Annotated in this window: 19 protein-coding genes; 9 read left to right on the top strand and 10 right to left on the bottom strand. The window is 38.9% G+C overall.

What is annotated here, in order from left to right:
• Window positions 1–71 precede the first annotated feature (71 nt).
• Entirely contained in the window at window positions 72–527 is a 456-nt protein-coding gene (locus BN6556_RS03310; protein WP_066187151.1) for a CotY/CotZ family spore coat protein, read from the top strand.
• A gap of 41 nt (window positions 528–568) precedes the next feature.
• On the opposite strand, the gene BN6556_RS03305 is transcribed toward BN6556_RS03310, so the two are convergent.
• On the bottom strand, window positions 569–1,225 hold the full coding sequence (locus tag BN6556_RS03305) for a DUF3298 and DUF4163 domain-containing protein (protein WP_066187150.1): 657 nt from the start codon (window positions 1,223–1,225) through the stop codon (window positions 569–571).
• A gap of 141 nt (window positions 1,226–1,366) precedes the next feature.
• Between BN6556_RS03305 and BN6556_RS03300 the strand changes: the two genes are divergently transcribed.
• The 3 genes from BN6556_RS03300 (at window position 1,367) to BN6556_RS03290 (ending at window position 3,462) form a co-directional block, all read left to right on the top strand.
• Window positions 1,367–2,083 carry an alpha/beta hydrolase gene (locus BN6556_RS03300; protein WP_066187146.1) on the top strand — a complete coding sequence of 239 codons (717 nt, stop codon included), beginning with the start codon at window positions 1,367–1,369 and terminating at the stop codon, window positions 2,081–2,083.
• A 16-nt stretch (window positions 2,084–2,099) separates the two neighbouring features.
• Window positions 2,100–2,528: a GNAT family N-acetyltransferase gene (locus BN6556_RS03295; RefSeq protein WP_066187143.1), complete on the top strand. Its 429-nt coding sequence runs from the start codon at window positions 2,100–2,102 to the stop codon at window positions 2,526–2,528.
• A gap of 259 nt (window positions 2,529–2,787) precedes the next feature.
• Complete coding sequence (locus BN6556_RS03290) at window positions 2,788–3,462, top strand: DUF421 domain-containing protein (protein ID WP_066187141.1); 675 nt, start codon at window positions 2,788–2,790, stop codon at window positions 3,460–3,462.
• A gap of 68 nt (window positions 3,463–3,530) precedes the next feature.
• Here the strand turns inward: BN6556_RS03290 and BN6556_RS03285 are convergent, their stop codons facing one another.
• From BN6556_RS03285 to BN6556_RS03275, 3 genes are all read right to left on the bottom strand, one after another.
• Window positions 3,531–3,806, bottom strand: coding sequence for a hypothetical protein (locus tag BN6556_RS03285; RefSeq protein WP_066187140.1), 276 nt, complete (start codon window positions 3,804–3,806; stop codon window positions 3,531–3,533).
• Window positions 3,807–3,928: 122 nt separating this feature from the next.
• The gene (locus BN6556_RS03280) at window positions 3,929–4,150 is read right to left on the bottom strand and encodes a hypothetical protein (protein WP_066187138.1); all 222 of its coding nucleotides are present in this window, start codon (window positions 4,148–4,150) and stop codon (window positions 3,929–3,931) included.
• Between the two features lie 79 nt (window positions 4,151–4,229).
• Window positions 4,230–4,610, bottom strand: coding sequence for a CotO family spore coat protein (locus BN6556_RS03275; protein ID WP_066187136.1), 381 nt, complete (start codon window positions 4,608–4,610; stop codon window positions 4,230–4,232).
• A 172-nt stretch (window positions 4,611–4,782) separates the two neighbouring features.
• Here BN6556_RS03275 and BN6556_RS03270 point away from each other — a divergent pair, with 172 nt between their 5' ends.
• Together BN6556_RS03270 and BN6556_RS03265 are read left to right on the top strand one after the other, a co-directional pair.
• Entirely contained in the window at window positions 4,783–5,265 is a 483-nt protein-coding gene (locus tag BN6556_RS03270) for a CotY/CotZ family spore coat protein (protein WP_066187133.1), read from the top strand.
• Between the two features lie 613 nt (window positions 5,266–5,878).
• The gene (locus tag BN6556_RS03265) at window positions 5,879–7,429 is read left to right on the top strand and encodes a glycine betaine uptake BCCT transporter (RefSeq protein ID WP_066187131.1); all 1,551 of its coding nucleotides are present in this window, start codon (window positions 5,879–5,881) and stop codon (window positions 7,427–7,429) included.
• 51 nt (window positions 7,430–7,480) lie between these two features.
• Here BN6556_RS03265 and BN6556_RS03260 read toward each other — a convergent pair whose 3' ends face one another.
• The 3 genes from BN6556_RS03260 to mgtE all read right to left on the bottom strand — a co-directional run bounded on the left by BN6556_RS03260 (window position 7,481) and on the right by mgtE (window position 11,194).
• The gene (locus tag BN6556_RS03260) at window positions 7,481–7,873 is read right to left on the bottom strand and encodes a thiol-disulfide oxidoreductase DCC family protein (RefSeq protein ID WP_066187130.1); all 393 of its coding nucleotides are present in this window, start codon (window positions 7,871–7,873) and stop codon (window positions 7,481–7,483) included.
• 74 nt (window positions 7,874–7,947) lie between these two features.
• Window positions 7,948–9,807, bottom strand: coding sequence for a monovalent cation:proton antiporter family protein (locus tag BN6556_RS03255; protein WP_066187129.1), 1,860 nt, complete (start codon window positions 9,805–9,807; stop codon window positions 7,948–7,950).
• A 22-nt stretch (window positions 9,808–9,829) separates the two neighbouring features.
• Window positions 9,830–11,194, bottom strand: a complete 1,365-nt coding sequence (mgtE, locus tag BN6556_RS03250; protein ID WP_066187127.1) for a magnesium transporter — start codon at window positions 11,192–11,194, stop codon at window positions 9,830–9,832.
• Between the two features lie 569 nt (window positions 11,195–11,763).
• Here mgtE and BN6556_RS22450 point away from each other — a divergent pair.
• Window positions 11,764–12,954, top strand: coding sequence for an FtsW/RodA/SpoVE family cell cycle protein (locus BN6556_RS22450; RefSeq protein WP_066187125.1), 1,191 nt, complete (start codon window positions 11,764–11,766; stop codon window positions 12,952–12,954).
• A 27-nt stretch (window positions 12,955–12,981) separates the two neighbouring features.
• Window positions 12,982–13,713, top strand: coding sequence for a bis(5'-nucleosyl)-tetraphosphatase PrpE (gene prpE / locus BN6556_RS22445; RefSeq protein WP_066187123.1), 732 nt, complete (start codon window positions 12,982–12,984; stop codon window positions 13,711–13,713).
• Window positions 13,714–13,788: 75 nt separating this feature from the next.
• Here the strand turns inward: prpE and BN6556_RS03235 are convergent, their stop codons facing one another.
• The 3 genes from BN6556_RS03235 to BN6556_RS03225 are packed head-to-tail and all read right to left on the bottom strand — an operon-like array spanning window position 13,789 to window position 16,168.
• The gene (locus BN6556_RS03235) at window positions 13,789–14,706 is read right to left on the bottom strand and encodes an RluA family pseudouridine synthase (RefSeq protein WP_066187121.1); all 918 of its coding nucleotides are present in this window, start codon (window positions 14,704–14,706) and stop codon (window positions 13,789–13,791) included.
• A 16-nt stretch (window positions 14,707–14,722) separates the two neighbouring features.
• On the bottom strand, window positions 14,723–15,529 hold the full coding sequence (locus BN6556_RS03230) for an NAD kinase (RefSeq protein ID WP_066187119.1): 807 nt from the start codon (window positions 15,527–15,529) through the stop codon (window positions 14,723–14,725).
• Between the two features lie 15 nt (window positions 15,530–15,544).
• Window positions 15,545–16,168: a GTP pyrophosphokinase gene (locus BN6556_RS03225; protein ID WP_066187118.1), complete on the bottom strand. Its 624-nt coding sequence runs from the start codon at window positions 16,166–16,168 to the stop codon at window positions 15,545–15,547.
• Window positions 16,169–16,425: 257 nt separating this feature from the next.
• Between BN6556_RS03225 and BN6556_RS03220 the strand changes: the two genes are divergently transcribed.
• On the top strand, window positions 16,426–17,013 hold the full coding sequence (locus BN6556_RS03220; protein WP_066187117.1) for a CYTH domain-containing protein: 588 nt from the start codon (window positions 16,426–16,428) through the stop codon (window positions 17,011–17,013).
• The last annotated feature ends 221 nt before the right edge of the window (window positions 17,014–17,234 follow it).

The raw sequence follows: 17,234 nt of genomic DNA, 5'->3' as shown, positions 1-17,234 counted from the left end.
TATACAAAAACTTTTCCTGCTCATAGAGTATAGTGTTCACGATATTTATTTCCAAGAGGAGTGTGGATAGAATGGGTAGTGTTACACATGATTGTGTTTGTGATGTCGTAAGGGCGATCGCAGAAGCACAGGAAGACGTTGCTGATCAGCACTGCGACGTCAGCTGTCACCGTTCGATTAGAAATTTGGTTTCTCCAGATTCCGGTAATGGTTACGATACCGTTCCTTTTATTCTTTATAATAAGAAGGGCGAGCCATTTCGCGGTGTTGGAGCAGGGATTGAAAGCAATGGTACAGCTACGTTCTCCTGTGTAGAGAGCTTTGTCTTCCGGGTAAGTGAAGTGAATGACTGCTGTGCTATGTTGGAATTGTTAGTGTTTGATGGCGACAGTGCAACGGGTGATATGCCTTGTGATCAAATTAGCGGCGAGGCAGTAAGCAGCCTTGAGCGTACGGGCATTTGTATTACCGTCGACTTAAGCTGTTTCTGTGCCATCTCCTGTTTACCTGCTGTATCGTTGTTGTAATGCCCCTATGCAGCACCAAGACTTCTTGGTGCTGCTCGGCATTATTTTCCCTCGTAAACCTCTTTTGAAATGAAAATCTCCTGATTCCCTGACACATATGGTGCAATGGCATACTGCTGAAATACGAGTGTGATGCCATCATCACCAAAATAAAATGCCGTATCCTGTGTTAATGGAATATCTTCGCGTTTTAAATCAGGATAAAATACATCTGGTCTAGCAATCGCATACTCCCAGACATAATCCCGTACTGCCTCTATTTTTTCTTCATTGTTTAATATATCTGTTACATATACTCGTTTTTTTGCTTTTTCATCGAAATTAAATGATTGAACAACCGTATTGCCATGCGCTCCGCCGCTAAACATATAATTGCTCGTTAAAATACTTAACAAAGAGGCTTGATTATACTTTACTTGATAATCAGTTTGATACTCTGCATGAAAATCGTATTGCTCTGCTTCCTTTTCATTGTTACGCATCTCTTTATAGGATTGCTTGATATATTGTTCAAATATCCCATTAATTTTACCCTCAAAAGACTGGTTATCCATTTCAGATACTTGAGGATATTTTAATTCTACTTTATCCTTAAATAGTTGATCGGTTACTAAGGCTGTTTGATCTTGTGCCATTACCACGGAAGCATGACAGACAAAAAACAACAGGGCTGCCATCACAAGTATTCTTTTTTTCATTCTTATCTCCACCTTCTTATTTGTTTGGCATTTTCGTTTGCTTGTCTCATCTATACACATTTTTCTCTCTATGTAGATATTATGTCTCAAATCAAGTGAAAAAATGTGTTAAAATACCTTATATTCAGAAAGGAGTTTATTATGAAACGTAAAGGTAAAATGCAGCATTCCACGATCTATAGCACATATCTGGATGAAGAAATAGAAATCAAATGGTATATTCCGGAAGCATTCACTCCGTTTAACGACTATCAATTATGTGTGATGCAAGATGGGAACGACTATTTTCAAATAGGAAAAGTTGCAACGCTCAGTGATCGGTTACATGAGTCCATGGAAATTGAGCCTACCATTTTCATGGGAATTCATTACCAAAATAAAGAAGATCGTGCTCAAAAATATCATCCAAAAGGGACCAAACAAACAAAATATATCGAATTTTTGGTTAAGGAAGCCATCCCGTTTGTTGAAGAACAGATACATATTACTCCTGTTCGTCGTGCCTTGTTAGGCGATTCCCTAGCAGGAACATTGGCATTAATGGTAGCAAGTCAATTTCCGAGTACATTTGATACAGTGATGATGCAATCACCGTATGTGAATGATCAAGTATTAACAAGGGCGAAACGGGCACATACCTATGCCCACTTGGCCATTTTTCATTCCGTCGGCACCGAGGAACAGGATGTAGATACGACCATGGGAGAGCGACTGGATTTTCTCCATGGGAACCGCTTATTACATGATGTGTTGGCAGAACAGCTTTCTCAATATCATTACCATGAATTTCAAGGCAATCATACCTGGACATACTGGCAGCAGGATTTAGAAAACATGTTAAAGACAATGTTGGCATAAGGAGAGGGGACAAACGATGGAAATCATCGAGGCAAAAAATGAAAAAGTGTTAGCTGACGGCTACAAGGTGCGTTTTGAGGTCTTTGTCGATGAACAACAAGTACCAAAGGATCTGGAAATAGATGAATGGGAAGAAGCAGCCACCCATTTTGTTGGTTATAGAAATAATCAGCCGATCGCCGCCAGCAGAATGCGTTTTGTCGATCAATATGCAAAAATGGAGCGAATTTGTGTGGTAAAAGCACATCGCAATCAAGGGCTTGGCAAAGAGTTACTGCTCTTCATGGAAGATGTGGCTAAAAAACAACAATATACGAAAGCAAAATTAAATGGCCAAATACAAGCAGTAGACTTTTATCAACATTTGGGCTATCACATCGTGTCTGATGAATTTCTGGATGCTGGTATCCCTCATGTTACCATGGTAAAACAACTCCTCGATTAACTCCGAGAAGCCTCAGCGCTACACTCCGCTGCGGCTTTTTTCTTTTCTTTTTTTCAAACAGATTTCGTTGGTATGTAAATCCCTTTTTGGAACACCCTAAGGAAATATACGATAACCCTAATGATAAAAAACACCATTTAACTGGAGAAGGTCTATTGGATGCATATTGCATCATTAACCTTCTTCCCTCTTTAGCCAGATAAATTTTTCACCAATTCATGCTGCGACATTCTTGAATGGAATAGAAAGGAGCATAGCCATGCATTATGGTTCAATTTTTATAGAAACACTGTTTGGTTTTGTCATGCTGTTTCTCTTGACGAAGGTACTTGGAAAAACACAAATCAGACAACTTACTGCCTTTGATTTTATTTCTGCCCTTATATTAGGTGAACTAGTCGGGAATGCGCTATATGATAATGAAGTGGGCCTGATGGATATCGGCTTTGCCATTCTGCTGTGGGGAACATTGCTCTATCTCACTGAGTGGCTCACCCAAAAATTCAAAAGAACAAGATCCTTATTGGAGGGGCGCCCTTCACTTGTTATTCATAAAGGCAAATTGCAGTACGAGGAAATGAAGCATGGAAACCTGGATACAAATCAACTGCTCCACCTATTACGCTCAAAGGATGTTTTTTCGATTCAAGAGGTGGATTATGCCGTACTGGAAACCGACGGAACGGTTTCAGTATTGAAGAAGTCGACCTTTCAACAACTGACTCGCCAAGACATAAACCTAACACCGGAAGAGGTAGTCCTGCCTCGTATGCTAATTAATGATGGAGAAGTGATCTGGGACAGCCTTGAAGAAATCGGTAAGGATAAGGACTGGCTGATACAGGAGTTGGCAAAGCAAGAAGTGTCTGATATACAAACGATCTTCTATGCGGAATATGTAAAAGGACAAGAACTATACCTTCAAAGCTATTAATACATGTACAAACAGCCCAACTAGACTGCTGGGCTGTTTATGTGTGCATGAAGCCATTTTATAAACATTTAAACTGTCGCCTCAAACCTTCTTCCTTTCCCTGTTATTTCAGCGGAGACCGTTTCTTGCTGCATAGGGTCATATTTTTGCGAGGTACTGGCTTGTTTTTTTCTTTTCGATCGTTCTTCTCTTGCCTTTTGGTGTTCAGACATTATTTCATAATATTGCCGATCAAATTGACTTGGGTATAACTTTTCCACTGTATAAGGAATTCGCTTGGTTTGGGTAATACGGTTTTGATACTGTTGATACTGATAATGATCTACTGGTATGATATAACCCATCTTATTCCCTCCCCAGCCCCTTGTTTTATTGTCTTTTGTATTCTATACCCGCTTTCTTCTATAAATAATCCTATACGTTTTTCGAACATGACAAAGAAGATAGGCTACCGCCTACCTTCTAGCTAAATCCATGAAAATGGTGGTCGATTTGGACGATCATCTGATTCCTCGTTTTCGTGCTTTTCGTGATCATCCTCTGCTTTGACTTCTTCTACTTCTTCCGCTTCCACCTCGCGCTCTCTTCCCCTGAAAAAAGGATCACGATGGCGTTCTGGCTCGATGCGAACATTCTCTGCCTTAATCACTAGATCCTTAACATGAATGACTTTCTTGTTCTCAGACAATGGGTTCCCTCCTTACTATCATACATAGTTGAAAAATGAATATGATCGATACATCTTATGCAATCGACAATGATAGGTGCTAAAAACCAATAATGTCTATTCTTTTTATCTGTTCTATCGGAACGGTTACTGGTTGTGCCTTACTGCTTATCCTTAATGTCACCATATCTTGTTGATAGTCTTGGATAATCCCTAGATACTTTCGTTTTTCTGTCATAATTTCACACTTTGCCCTTGGTACATGAGATGGCTTAGCAGCAAAATAAGTAACCTTTTCTTCTATTGTCATGTCTTTTACTTTTTTCTTTTTTGCTAACGGCTGCTCTATTTGATTTGCTGCCACGCGGGATGGTTTACCCTCCGATTGGTAGCTGCTTTGCATGCGGCGGACGGGCTTGGTGAAATCAGGCTGTGCAATATACAATTTGGGACTTTCTTGATCTTCTTTAACAAAAGCCATTATCATGACCCCTTTCACTCTTCATCTGTTCCATTATATGTTATCTGCCTAGACTTGGTGAGACATTTTCTCCATTTTTTCTTTAGATGGGTGACAATCGTCTATACGCTTGCTGTGTTATCGCCATACATTAATATTGTGACAAAAGCTTAGTAAAAGGAGTGTTTTTTAAATGGGAAAAGTAGATAGTTGTCAACAACAACCAGAGAGCAATAATGATTGTGTCTGTGAAGTAGTTCGCGCCATAGCCGATGCTCAGGATAATGTCATCGATCAACATTGTGATGTGAGCTGTTCACAATCAATTCAAAACTTGGTATCTCCAGGGAGTGGCAATGGGTTAGATACGGTACCTTTTATCCTATATAATAAAAAGGGGCAGCCATTTAAAGGATTCGGTGCCGAAATTGATGGTTCTTCCCGACGTTTCGAGTGCTTCAGTTCTTTCGTTTTCCGTGTGAGTGAAGTAAATGATGACTGCTGTGCTGTATTGGAGTTATTGGTGTTTGATAATCAGGATAATGCCTGTCACAGTCCTTGTGAACAATTAGATAATGAAGAAGTGCAGGATTTGGAGCGTACAGGTATTTGTATCACAGTAGATTTATCTTGTTTCTGTGCGATTACTTGTTTGCCGGCTGTTTCAGTATTATAAGATTCAGCCAGGTGTCTGTCACCTTCCTTTAGGCTGTTGTATTTCTGTTTTTTTGCTTAACACAACATGTGTATCGTCCTTTCTATCTGGAAAGGACTTTTTTATTTTAAGAAAATAGGCGATCCATGGCATAATAGGATTTAGAACGATATTGACCATGAGCTCATCGGAAGTGCAGTTGCTTCTTTGAGTTATCTATAAAAGAACGGGCGGGTTTAAGCACAATTTTCTCCTCGACTAAGAAAATATCTATTCTCTATTATCCTGTTTCAATGAGGATTTTTTATCTATTAACAAACCGTTTATTTTCAGTTATCATTTTATACGTTAAATCCATATAATCCTAAATATGTTATAGTTGATTTATATTTCTGTTGACGATAATTACGAATAAATGCAATATTTTTTAAAGTAGCTGCAAGGTGCATGGTGATGATAGTTAAGGTCATTCCTCTAATTATCATTGAATAATTAATACTTGAATTCATATATGAAAGTTTGCTAGAATACAAAACGTTATGTTCAAAAACGAATAAAATGTGATATTAAGGGTAAGGTATACTGTGGACTTATACAACATGGAAAATTCATGGCAACCAGAAAGGATGATTCGATGAAAAAAGTATCGCCAGTGTTTTATATCTCGTTAGCTATCTGTCTAGCATTTATCATCTGGGGAATAGTCCCCAGAAGTGTATGGCCAACATGGAATCTTGATCATATTACTGGTCTTATTCAAGGTTTCTTAGTTACTCGTTTTGGTTGGTTTTACTTGTTAATTGCAACGGTATTTGTAGGTTTTGCTATCTTTCTTATCGTTTCTAAGTACGGTAATATTGTCTTAGGAAAGGATTCCGATAAACCTGAATATAATTATTTAACATGGTTTGGTATGTTATTTAGTGCAGGAATGGGAATTGGTCTGGTTTTCTGGGGGGCTGCGGAACCTATTTCACACCTACATACACCTCCCTATCCGACCGCAAATGAGGCGGAAGCAGCACGTGTTGCTATGCAGCATAGTTTCTTCCATTGGGGCTTTCACCCATGGGCTGTTTATGCGACACTAGCTTTGGCATTGGCCTATTTCCAGTTTCGAAAGGACGAGCCTGGATTAATTAGTAGTACCTTAAAACCGTTATTTGGTAATAAAATGAATGGCGGCTTCGGTACTACGATTAACGTGATTGCCGTTTTTGCTACCGTATTTGGTGTGGCAACTTCTTTAGGGCTTGGTGCACAACAAATCGGTAGTGGTATTGAATTTATTACCGGCTCTGTTACGAATACCATTGGTCTACAGTTAATTATTATTGCAGTTGTTACCGTATTATACATGACTTCAGCCTTGACAGGACTGAATAAAGGGATTAAATATTTAAGTACCACTAATATTGTGGTAGCTATCCTATTAATGTTATTCCTATTATTTGCAGGTCCTACTAATTTTATTATGAATTTCTTTACAACTACCTTAGGTTCCTATGTATCGAATCTCCCAGAAATGAGCTTTCGTATGGCACCATTTAGTGAAGACAATTCAAGCTGGTTACAGGACTGGACTATCTTTTACTGGGCATGGTGGATCGCTTGGTCACCGTTTGTCGGGACTTTTATTGCCCGTGTATCACGAGGACGTACGGTACGTGAATTTGTCGTAGGTGTATTATTAGTCCCAACCATCTTTGGTGGATTGTGGTTTAGTGTCTTCGGCGGTTCAGCAATTTCCCTTGAGATGGAGCAAGGGGTCGATATTATGGGTGTCATAAACGACCTAGGTGAAGAAGCAGCATTGTTCACCTTACTAGAAAATGTACCTTTTTCTATCTTGCTTTCTATCCTTACTGTTATATTAATTAGTACCTTCTTTATTACGTCAGCCGATTCGGCAACTTTTGTATTAGGTACACAGACGATGAACGGTACACTAAACCCTAGCTTTCAAATCAAAGTCGTTTGGGGTATCATTCAATCCGGTACTGCTGCCGTGCTATTATGGCAAGGTGGGCTTGGTGCCTTACAAACCGCTTCGATCATTGCGGCCTTTCCGTTTGCGATCATCATGATTATGGTTATTCTATCAATTGTGAAGGCATTTAGAGAAGAGGCTAGACAATATACACTCCGAAGCGGACCGAAAAAAAGACAAAGAGCGGAAAGATAATATAAAAACCAAGGCTTTGATCAGCCTTGGTTTTTTATTGACGTAAAATCCTCACTCAATAAATCGATCTTTATCCTCTGGTTTGGGTATCATACAGTGTTCGCTTTTGCCAAACCAACGATAACGGTTATTGGCAATCATTCGATAGATCGGATCACGAAGGAAGCGAGGAATCAATCGAAAAACGGTCAAAAGAGGATAGAGACGATACAAAGAAGAAACTATTTTCAAAGCCGCCGTCGACTGTTGGTAATAGTCATCTCCTTCGATCAAGATCAAACTATCCAGATCAGCAGATATTTGATATTGTTCAACCAGCTGTTTGCCAACCTGACTTTGCAGTGAGGCAAACTGGAATTTCACCTTCGGATCACGCTTAATAACAAATTGTACACTGCCATTACAGAAATTACAGACCCCATCAAACAAAATAATCTTCTTCATTATCGCTTCACCCCTTTCTTACCTCTAGTGTAAAACAACCCTGCACCATTCGTAAATGATACAGGGTTGTTTTGCTAAACATGTTCTAATAGTTGACGCAGTTCCTCTGCGTATTGAGCTGAACCTGTTACTACTAATCGATCTTGCAAGCGTAATTCCGTCTCACCATGAGGGACGATCGAATCATGGCCACGGAATATCCGTACCATAATGACATCTCCTGTAAATGGAAATTCCCTTAAGCGCGTTCCTTCATAGCGACTATTATTCATATTAATTTCATAGAGCGCACTTTCCTGTTGTGTAAAGATATTCGCTACATTTGGTGACTCAATCAAGGCCTTTAATAATGTCTTCGTAGACAGTATAACAGAGAATACATCTACCCCAATCTCCTTTAATTCCTTCTCTACCACACTTGTTTCAATACGAGCGATCACTCGTTCCACTTCTTTTTCCTTAGCAAAGCTGGCAATTTCTTTATTCTTCACTTCATCTCCAGTAGTGACCACAACGATATCATGTTCAAACACACCGCTATCTTCTAGTGTAGTCAAATCATAGTTATCTAATTCATTAATATGAAAGGCGGAGCGTGTGACCTTATCATCATCCAGCTTTTCTAACTTGGTATGGAATAAATGCGCCTCGAAATCATCGGCATCCAGCTCCCGAATAACGGGCATTGTTGCTTGATTAATACCAATAAAAGCAACTGATAACTGATGGTCCGCTTCTTCTTGATTGACATAAAATTTCTTAAAGAGTGCAGGTGTGATAATGCAAGATAATACCGCCACCAACACAAGTGCCCCATGCATTTCACTCGTAATAATCTCCATTCTCTCTCCAATGGTCGCCGCCGCAATCACTAAGGATAAGGTGGAAGTAAGCAACATACTTGCTGCAATAACAGTATTTGTGTCATACCACTTCTTTAGTATAGCAACTGGGATCACTTTCGACACGAGCAAAGCTATGAATAGAAGTGGAATAAGAATTAAGACTCTCGGCTCTTCAAAAAGTGCCCATAAATCTAATTCTACCCCTACCATCACAAAGAAAATTGGAATGAAGAAACCATAACCAAAACTATCCAATTTTTGAATTAATTCTTGGTTTGGTGATAATAAGGACACCAAGGCACCTGCTAAGAATGCACCAAGAATATTTTCTGCCCCTACCGATTCAGATAAAGCAACCAAGAACATAATCAGGGTAAACACTGCTCGTGTCCCGATTTGAATCGTACCCTTGGACATTGCCTCGACAAAGGATTGCTTGCGGAAATAGTTCCCTAGGAAATACAGCAAAATGCCAACAGCAAAAAGAATCAGCAACAACCACATATTTCCGGTCCCTTCACTGTAAAAGGAAACAAATACAGCCAAAAGAATCATAGTAGCTAAATCAGCAATGACCGCAATTAATAATATCGTTTGTCCAACGGTTGTTTGCATCGCTTGCGCTTCTTTAAGCGTCGGTACTACTACCCCTAAGGATATGGTCGAAATGATTAATGTCATTAAAAATACATTATCAATAAAACCCAACACAACAAATAAATAGGATAATAAAAAGGAAACGATAAAAATCCCCACAAAAACTAAAGACGCTAAGGCAACGGGATTGGGCATATTTTTCTCATCACCATTTTTCACTTTGCGTTTTTGTCTTTTACTCGAAAAGATGGTGAAATCTATCTCCAGTCCACTTAAAAACATGAGAAAAATAAAGCCCAATGTGGATAATATCTCTAGCCAATTGCTTTCATCTACCAAATCAAAACCGCTATAGCCTATAATGAGACCGATAATAATCTCAGCTACTACAACGGGAAGGAATTTTATCTTTAAACGATGTAAAATGAGCGGTGTTAATAAAGCCGCTACTACTACAATCAATAAAGAGCTAACTGATTCTCCGTGTTCCATATCTCCCGTAACTCCTTCCAAACTAAATTAAAAAACTCATAAATGCCGTTGCCAGACCAAAATAAATAAAAATGGATATTAAATCATTAAGTGTGGTAATAAATGGCCCAGAGGCAACTGCAGGGTCAATATTTAGGCGGTGCATGATCAAAGGAATCACAGCACCAGAAATGGTTGCTACTAAAAGGGTAGCCATAATGGAAATGCCCACTAGTAAACCTAAGAAGAAGTCGCTATACCAGAAGGCAATTAGCAAGGTAATAATCACACCACATGAAAGACCTGTGATAACACCTGTTTTCGCTTCTTGCCAAATAACCGAGGCCTTCCCTCTCTTATCCATCTCCCCTGTTGAAATACTTCTTACAGCAACCGCTAAGGCTTGTGTACCTGTATTACCAGCCATACCAGCAATTAAAGGAATAAATACAGCCAATATCGCCACTTGTTCTAATGTCGCCTCAAAACGCCCGATTACACTCGCCGTCACCATTCCTAAAAATAATAAGATAATCAACCATGGCAACCGTTTCTTTGCTGATGAAATAGCCGTGTCACCACTGCTTTCCACATCAGAAATACCGGCCAGCTTGGAATAGTCATCGCTTGCCTCTTCTTCCATAACATCCATAATATCATCAACGGTAATGATCCCTAATAAATGGTTTTGAAAATCAACTACTGGCAGGGCTAGAAAGTCATAGTCACGCATCATTTGAGCAATATCCTCTTGATCTTCTCCCGCTGGTACCGAAACCACTCTTTCACTCATCACTTCATGAATCTTCAGCGACCCTTCAGCAATGATAAGGTCTCTTAAGGAAATAACCCCGACCAAACGCTTATAGGAATCCACTACATAAATATAATAAATCGTCTCTGCGTCTGGCGCTTCTTTACGCAAATGCCGCATTGCTTCCTTGACCGTCATCTCTGTATGAATCACGACAAATTCTGTCGTCATAATACTTCCAGCTGTTTTCTCTTCAAAGTGCAATAACTTCTTAATCTCAGCAGAAGACTTTGGCTCCATAATCGTTAGAAAGCTGACCAATTTATTGTTATCTAACTCATTTAGAATATCTACTGCATCATCAATCGACATAAATTCCAGCACTTTGGCAGCAAAAGCAGGCACCATTTCCGTAATAAAGGTGGTAACTAAGTCATGATCTACATTCTCAATTACTTCTGCCATTTCTTCCGGGGATAAATATGAATAAATTAAGAAACGAATCTCCTCAGATTGTTCTTCGAATATTTTGGCTTGATCATAGGGATGTAATGCCAAAAACTCGGCACGAAACTGACTGATTTGTTCGTTAATCAGTGCCTGTTCTATTTTATCCCACATTGCCATTCGCTCCTGCTTTTCTAAATGTTCCATGATCTCAACCCCCTGTTCTAAGCAAGTCTCTTGTTGTTCTCTTCCTTCATTTGTTTCATCAGGTGAAACTTCACGCAGGGCAGGGATTCTCCCCACTGCATGTTAGTTGAAGCAATGAAATCATTACTGACTGTTAGACACCCTCATTAGAAACGTTATTTCTTGAAGGGTGGTTCTGACAGCCAGTTACACTGCAATAAAACAAATAAGATGTAAACAGAATAACACAACTTGAAAAAAAATACGTAAATTTTACACCTTTTTTGGCAAAACTAAATACTGCCAAGCCCAAGACGAAAACTTGAAACAAAGCAAGCAAAAATAGCTAGATAAGTTGAACTTATAAATGTAACAAAAACCGTGTTATAAATAAGTCTTTGCTCCCATTATTTCTTGATAATCTAGTTTGATCCATTCGTGTGAATGACCATTCACACGAATGGATCAAGAGCAAATATCAGATCAATGAGAGATTATTTCATTCAACTTACCTATATTATTTCTCAAAAAACTATTTTTACACTATACTAGACATAGTCTACTATTTTCAAGAAAGAAAGGTCAAAAAAATGTTTGAACAAAATAATAAATCAAAGATTGACTACGCCTTAATATTAATTGTTATTCTACTTGCCATTATTAGCGTATTTACCTTATATACCCTCAATCCCTATTTAAACCAAAACCCTTTATACCAGAATATGTATTTAAAACAAATCGTATGGTATATTGCTGGTTCTATGATCGCCGCCGTTATGATTGTGTTTGATTACGATAGGCTTCGGCAAGTGTCGATTATACTTTATGGTTTAGGGGTACTGTCACTTGTTATGTTATATTTTCATTTTCCTCCTGGCATTGCCACCACCGTAAATGGTGCCTGGGGCTGGTTTAAATTTCCTATAATAGGGACCTTACAACCAGCTGAATTTATAAAAGTTTTCTTACTTATTTTTCTCGCTCATCTGATGGCCATCCATAATGAAAAATATCCAGAGCACACCATCAAAATGGACTTATGGTTACTAGCAAAAATGGTCATTACTGCTCTTATACCAATGGCCTTTCTAGCACAACAGCCAGATTATGGTGCAGTACTTGTATTAGGCGCCATCACCATTTGTATGATCTTAGTATCAGGTATCAAATGGCGTATCATCTTGGTAATAGGAGGAAGCATCTTTATTGGCTTCGTTGCCATGATTTATCTTTATTTACACTATACGGACGCCGTCAATCAGTTCTTTTATGATAACGGAATGTCTCATATTGTTTCTCGTTTTCAAGGTTGGCTAACTCCTGATGAATTTGCCCAAGATGGTGCCTATCAGGTTGTCAGAGCGATGCTCACTATCGGTTCTGGTCAATTGATTGGCAAAGGTATTGGGGGCTTTGAAATGACAACCCGAATACCGGAATACCATACGGATATCATCTTCTCTGCAATTGCCGAGCAATTTGGTTTCTTTGGCTCCAGCATTTTGATACTGGTTTACTTTTTACTTATTTATCGATTGATTTTTATCGCCTTAAAGTGTAAAGACCCGTTCGCTACTTACATGATTACTGGCATTATCGGTTTATTTACCTATCAAGTATTTCAAAACATTGGCATGCTTGTACAACTTCTTCCTGTAACGGGTCTGCCGCTTCCCTTTATTAGTTATGGAGGGAATTCCATTTTAACGTACATGTTAGCGATCGGCATCGCCTTAAGCGTCTATTATCATACCAAAGATTATATGTTTGATGAATCATAAATTCAGACAAAGAAGGGAATGGAGCTAATGAAGCTAGATATTATCGGAGATATTCATGGGTGTTACCAAGAGTTAACTAGCTTATTGACAAAATTAGGTTATCGATGGCAGAATCGCAAACTTGTTCACCCTGACCATCGAAATCTCGCCTTTATTGGTGATTTAACAGATCGTGGTCCACAATCACTAGAAGTCATTCGACTTGTTTATGATATCGTTGTGAATCAGAAACAGGGATACTATGTGCCTGGTAACCACTGTGACAAGCTTTACCGTTTTTTCCTCGGTAATAACGTCCAGCAAAGACATGGCTTGGAAACTACCGTCGCAGAATGGGAACAGCTTGATGAACATGATAAACAAGAAGTAAAAGAGATGATGTTGACACTCTACCGACAAGCGCCACTTTATCAGTCATTCGATTCGCTTCATACCATTATTGCCCATGCCGGTATCCCTGAAAAATATATTGGTCAGCATGGCGGGAAGGTAAAAACCTTTGTATTATATGGTGATATCACTGGGGAGACATTACCAGACGGACGACCAGTAAGAAGGGATTGGGCCGCTCATTATCATGGAGATAAATGGATTGTATATGGACATACACCTGTCCTGGAGGCTCGCTTCGTGAATAAGACGGTCAATATTGATACAGGCTGTGTTTTTGGTAACAAGCTAACCGCTTTTCGCCTTCCAGAAGAAACGATAGAAGAGGTATCCTCTCATTTACCTTTTATAGCGGAACGTTTTCAGTGAATGGAGGCTGGCCCAAGAAGGAAGGGAGGCTTAGCGAATTGAATGCAAATAAACCCGTTAATATAGTAACCATACTTAGTAACCGTTGAAATATTGTGTTGTATTTCTTTGATAATATTGCCAGGCTGCTTTCATATCCTCTGCTATCGGCAGTTCAAAGGTCATTTTTTTCTGAGTAACCGGGTGGTCAAAACGAAGATACGTGCAATGCAGTGCCTGTCTTTTTAAAAAGGAAGTATCACCGCCATATAGGCTATCGCCAATCAACGGATGACCTACGGATGAAAAATGGACACGAATTTGATGGGTCCTTCCCGTCTCCATCTTCATCTCTACTATGGAAATCGACGTTCCTTTTTCTATCACACTATAATGAGTAATGGCACGCTGTCCTTCTTCTGCTACCTCGCGTTCAATAATTGAACCTGGCTTTCTAGCGATAGCTGCCGATATGGTTCCCTCATCATTTAATAAATGTCCAGAGATGATTGCCTGATATCGCCTGTTCACCTTATTGTGCTGTTGCTGTTGAAACAGAATGGAATGACTATAGCGATGTTTGGCCACTAATAGTAACCCTGAGGTGTCCCGATCTAACCTGGTGACTACATGGACCGTATATGGAATCTGTTGTTGATCGTAGTGATGAATAATACCATTCGCAAGCGTACCCTCAGGGTGATACACAGAAGGTACGGTTGGCAAAAATGGTGGTTTATTTATCACTAATACATCTTCATCTTCAAATACAATGGTAAAAGGAATAGCTCGTGCAAATAATAACCTACTGCGCTGTTCAGGCGGGAAGGTAACTTCTACTTGATCTCCCTCTTTTAGTAGGTAGCGAACCGTCACTTCCTGATCGTTTACCACCAGTTTACCACCATTATATTTTATATCGGTTAACATCCGCCTTGAAATATTCCTTGTACTTCTAAGATAATCTCTTAACAAAAGTCCTTTGTTTTCTTGATTGATTTTCCATTTCACCATTCTTCACCTTCATCGTTTAAGATCGTTCATCAGAAATAAAGGAATCATGCACCCTCTTCCAAAAAGGAAATGGTCTAAATCTAGCAAATCGAATCTTCTCATTGGCCACACGACATTCGATACGGGCAACATTATTATATACTTCCGTCATATGATCAATCGTAATCAAAAAATTTCTCTCATGATAGATCGGCAGAAATTCACAGACATGGTGTTTCGGCAAAATTAATGGAGAACCAATCGTCCGGTAAACACGATTATTAATCGATGCCATTTCTGTAATTTGTAAAGCATTTAAAGAAGGATGCAGGATAGCGCCACCTAATGCCTTGTTATAAGCTGTACTTCCAGAAGGGGTGGAAACACATAGGCCATCCCCGCGAAATCGTTCAAAATGCGCCCCTTTAATATGCACATCCATTGCCAAAGTACCATCTGCAGACTTGACCGAAACCTCATTTAAGGCTAAAAAATGTCTATATTCCTCGCTGCCTACTGGATGAATTTTAATATCGAGCAAGGGGTATTCCACTACCTCAAAGGGGCGTTTCGCAATATCAATAATCAGCTTTTCTACTTCTTCCGGTACCCAATCCGCATAAAAACCGAGATGCCCGGTATGCACCCCGATAAACGCTGTATCTTTTAAGCGATGTTGATAATCATGAAAAGCCTGCAAAAAAGTACCGTCCCCACCAACGGAAATAACAATATCTGGTTCCGTTTCATCATAATCAAGTGTAAACCCTTCTAAATATTGCTTCATTCTGGCTGTAATTGCTTCTGATTTACCGTCGTCCCTTGATAGAATACAAAACCGCATCGTCCGCTTCCCTCCTTATTTATGGTTTATTTTATCCGTTCGAAATATACGCTGCGCTTCTTGGATTTCATCTTTAATTTTGGACATCTCTTCATCCAGTTTAAAGGCAGCTTCAGCCGCTCGTTTTAAACGCGCACTGATTCGTTCCGGTATCTTCCCTTCGTATTTATAGTTGAGGGAATGTTCATTCGTTGCCCAAAAGTTCATCGCCAAAGTGCGAATTTGTATTTCAGCAATAATTTTGCGCTCACCATTAATCATGTCTACTGGATAAGAAATAATCAAATGATAAGATCGATAACCACTTTCTTTTTTATGATTAATATAATCGCGTTCTTCAATTACTTCAAAATCATTACGTGATTTCAAATGGGACACAATATCATCAATGTCATCAACAAATTGACAAACAATCCTTACCCCTGCAATATCTTGCAGTTCTAATTCAATGTCCTTTATATGTATATTTTTTCTTTTCATTTTTTCTTTAATGCTGAAAATAGGTTTCACTCGAGCTGTAACAAATTCAATCGGTGAATGGCTTGATTCATGCTCAAACTGTACTCTCATTCCTTTCAGCTTAACCTTCAATTCCTCGACCACTTGGGCATAAGGTGCCAAGAAGTTTTTCCAATCCATGGTCAGCACCACCTATTTTACATGTTTTTTGTGATAGTCCGTTCCTTGTTTATGACAAGTGTAATGTTTGTCATCTGTCTTCATTTTACCATATAATATGATAAAGAAGGAATAATAGACGTTTACTTCTTCTTGAAAAGGTTGCGAAAAATCTATTTACTCCTTTGCTGCTAAACTAAGCGTTTCATAGACAGGAGAGGTTTTCCCGTATTTCTCAACAACCTCTTATAATAAACTCCAAAGGGTAGGTGAATAAAATGACAAAGGAAATCGAGATCGAATTCAAAAATATAATTACGAAAAACGAATATCAGTCATTAATGGAACATTTCCCATCTTGCCATTGGCAAAGAACACTTCAAAAAAATTATTATTTTGAGACAAATGATTTTGCCTTAAAGGCTTATGGGTCCGCCCTGCGCATCCGAGAAAAAGAACATACATTTCAACTAACATTAAAAACACCTAATCCAGATGGGGATGGTTTATTAGAAGTACACGCCTCATTAACACGGACAGAAGCACAGCAATGGATAAACGGATCCATCCAACCAAAAGAAGGAGTATCGGAGGCCTTGCTGAGAATGGGTATCCATCCCAATGATTTATATTATGGAGGCATGCTTCAAACAGAACGATTCGAATGTAGCTATAAAGAAACAAACCTTGTTTTGGATAAGAGTCAATATAATGGTGTATTAGATTATGAATTAGAAGTAGAAGCAGACAGCAAGGCTTATGGCGAATCCATCTTCCAAGACATCTTACAACAATTAGACATTCCCAAAAGAAAAACGGACAATAAAATTGCACGTTTTTATCAAACGTTATCGTCTAACCAATAGGTCAATGGAATCCATTATTTTGTAACAGTTTCCTTTTACCAAACGGCTGTTTAACCGTTCCAACCTCTGTTCGATAACAGCGCTTTTCCTTTTTTGTCAAGGATTTAGCCTTACAATCACATCATTTGATTGTTTGATATAAAGGCTGTTACAATATAGAAACCTGAGTTTTACAGTAAAAACAAACAAAAACACCCCTTTATCCCTTGATGTAACTGGGA

Source organism: Gracilibacillus timonensis, from assembly GCF_900086715.1.
In the GTDB taxonomy this organism is placed as follows: Bacteria; Bacillota; Bacilli; order Bacillales; family Amphibacillaceae; genus Gracilibacillus; species Gracilibacillus timonensis.
The sequence above is the reverse complement of the archived record's forward strand: the minus strand, read 5'-3'. Positions and strand labels throughout refer to the sequence as shown.

Excerpts from the sequence above, each read along its gene's own strand:
- BN6556_RS03310 (WP_066187151.1), top strand. The coding sequence starts at position 72 with ATGGGTAGTGTTACACATGATTGTGTTTGTGATGTCGTAAGGGCGATC.
- BN6556_RS03305 (WP_066187150.1), bottom strand. The coding sequence starts at position 1,225 with ATGAAAAAAAGAATACTTGTGATGGCAGCCCTGTTGTTTTTTGTCTGT.
- BN6556_RS03300 (WP_066187146.1), top strand. The coding sequence starts at position 1,367 with ATGAAACGTAAAGGTAAAATGCAGCATTCCACGATCTATAGCACATAT.
- BN6556_RS03295 (WP_066187143.1), top strand. The coding sequence starts at position 2,100 with ATGGAAATCATCGAGGCAAAAAATGAAAAAGTGTTAGCTGACGGCTAC.
- BN6556_RS03290 (WP_066187141.1), top strand. The coding sequence starts at position 2,788 with ATGCATTATGGTTCAATTTTTATAGAAACACTGTTTGGTTTTGTCATG.
- BN6556_RS03285 (WP_066187140.1), bottom strand. The coding sequence starts at position 3,806 with ATGGGTTATATCATACCAGTAGATCATTATCAGTATCAACAGTATCAA.
- BN6556_RS03275 (WP_066187136.1), bottom strand. The coding sequence starts at position 4,610 with ATGGCTTTTGTTAAAGAAGATCAAGAAAGTCCCAAATTGTATATTGCA.
- BN6556_RS03270 (WP_066187133.1), top strand. The coding sequence starts at position 4,783 with ATGGGAAAAGTAGATAGTTGTCAACAACAACCAGAGAGCAATAATGAT.
- BN6556_RS03265 (WP_066187131.1), top strand. The coding sequence starts at position 5,879 with ATGAAAAAAGTATCGCCAGTGTTTTATATCTCGTTAGCTATCTGTCTA.
- BN6556_RS03260 (WP_066187130.1), bottom strand. The coding sequence starts at position 7,873 with ATGAAGAAGATTATTTTGTTTGATGGGGTCTGTAATTTCTGTAATGGC.
- BN6556_RS03255 (WP_066187129.1), bottom strand. The coding sequence starts at position 9,807 with ATGGAACACGGAGAATCAGTTAGCTCTTTATTGATTGTAGTAGTAGCG.
- mgtE (WP_066187127.1), bottom strand. The coding sequence starts at position 11,194 with ATGGAACATTTAGAAAAGCAGGAGCGAATGGCAATGTGGGATAAAATA.
- BN6556_RS22450 (WP_066187125.1), top strand. The coding sequence starts at position 11,764 with ATGTTTGAACAAAATAATAAATCAAAGATTGACTACGCCTTAATATTA.
- prpE (WP_066187123.1), top strand. The coding sequence starts at position 12,982 with ATGAAGCTAGATATTATCGGAGATATTCATGGGTGTTACCAAGAGTTA.
- BN6556_RS03235 (WP_066187121.1), bottom strand. The coding sequence starts at position 14,706 with ATGGTGAAATGGAAAATCAATCAAGAAAACAAAGGACTTTTGTTAAGA.
- BN6556_RS03230 (WP_066187119.1), bottom strand. The coding sequence starts at position 15,529 with ATGCGGTTTTGTATTCTATCAAGGGACGACGGTAAATCAGAAGCAATT.
- BN6556_RS03225 (WP_066187118.1), bottom strand. The coding sequence starts at position 16,168 with ATGGATTGGAAAAACTTCTTGGCACCTTATGCCCAAGTGGTCGAGGAA.
- BN6556_RS03220 (WP_066187117.1), top strand. The coding sequence starts at position 16,426 with ATGACAAAGGAAATCGAGATCGAATTCAAAAATATAATTACGAAAAAC.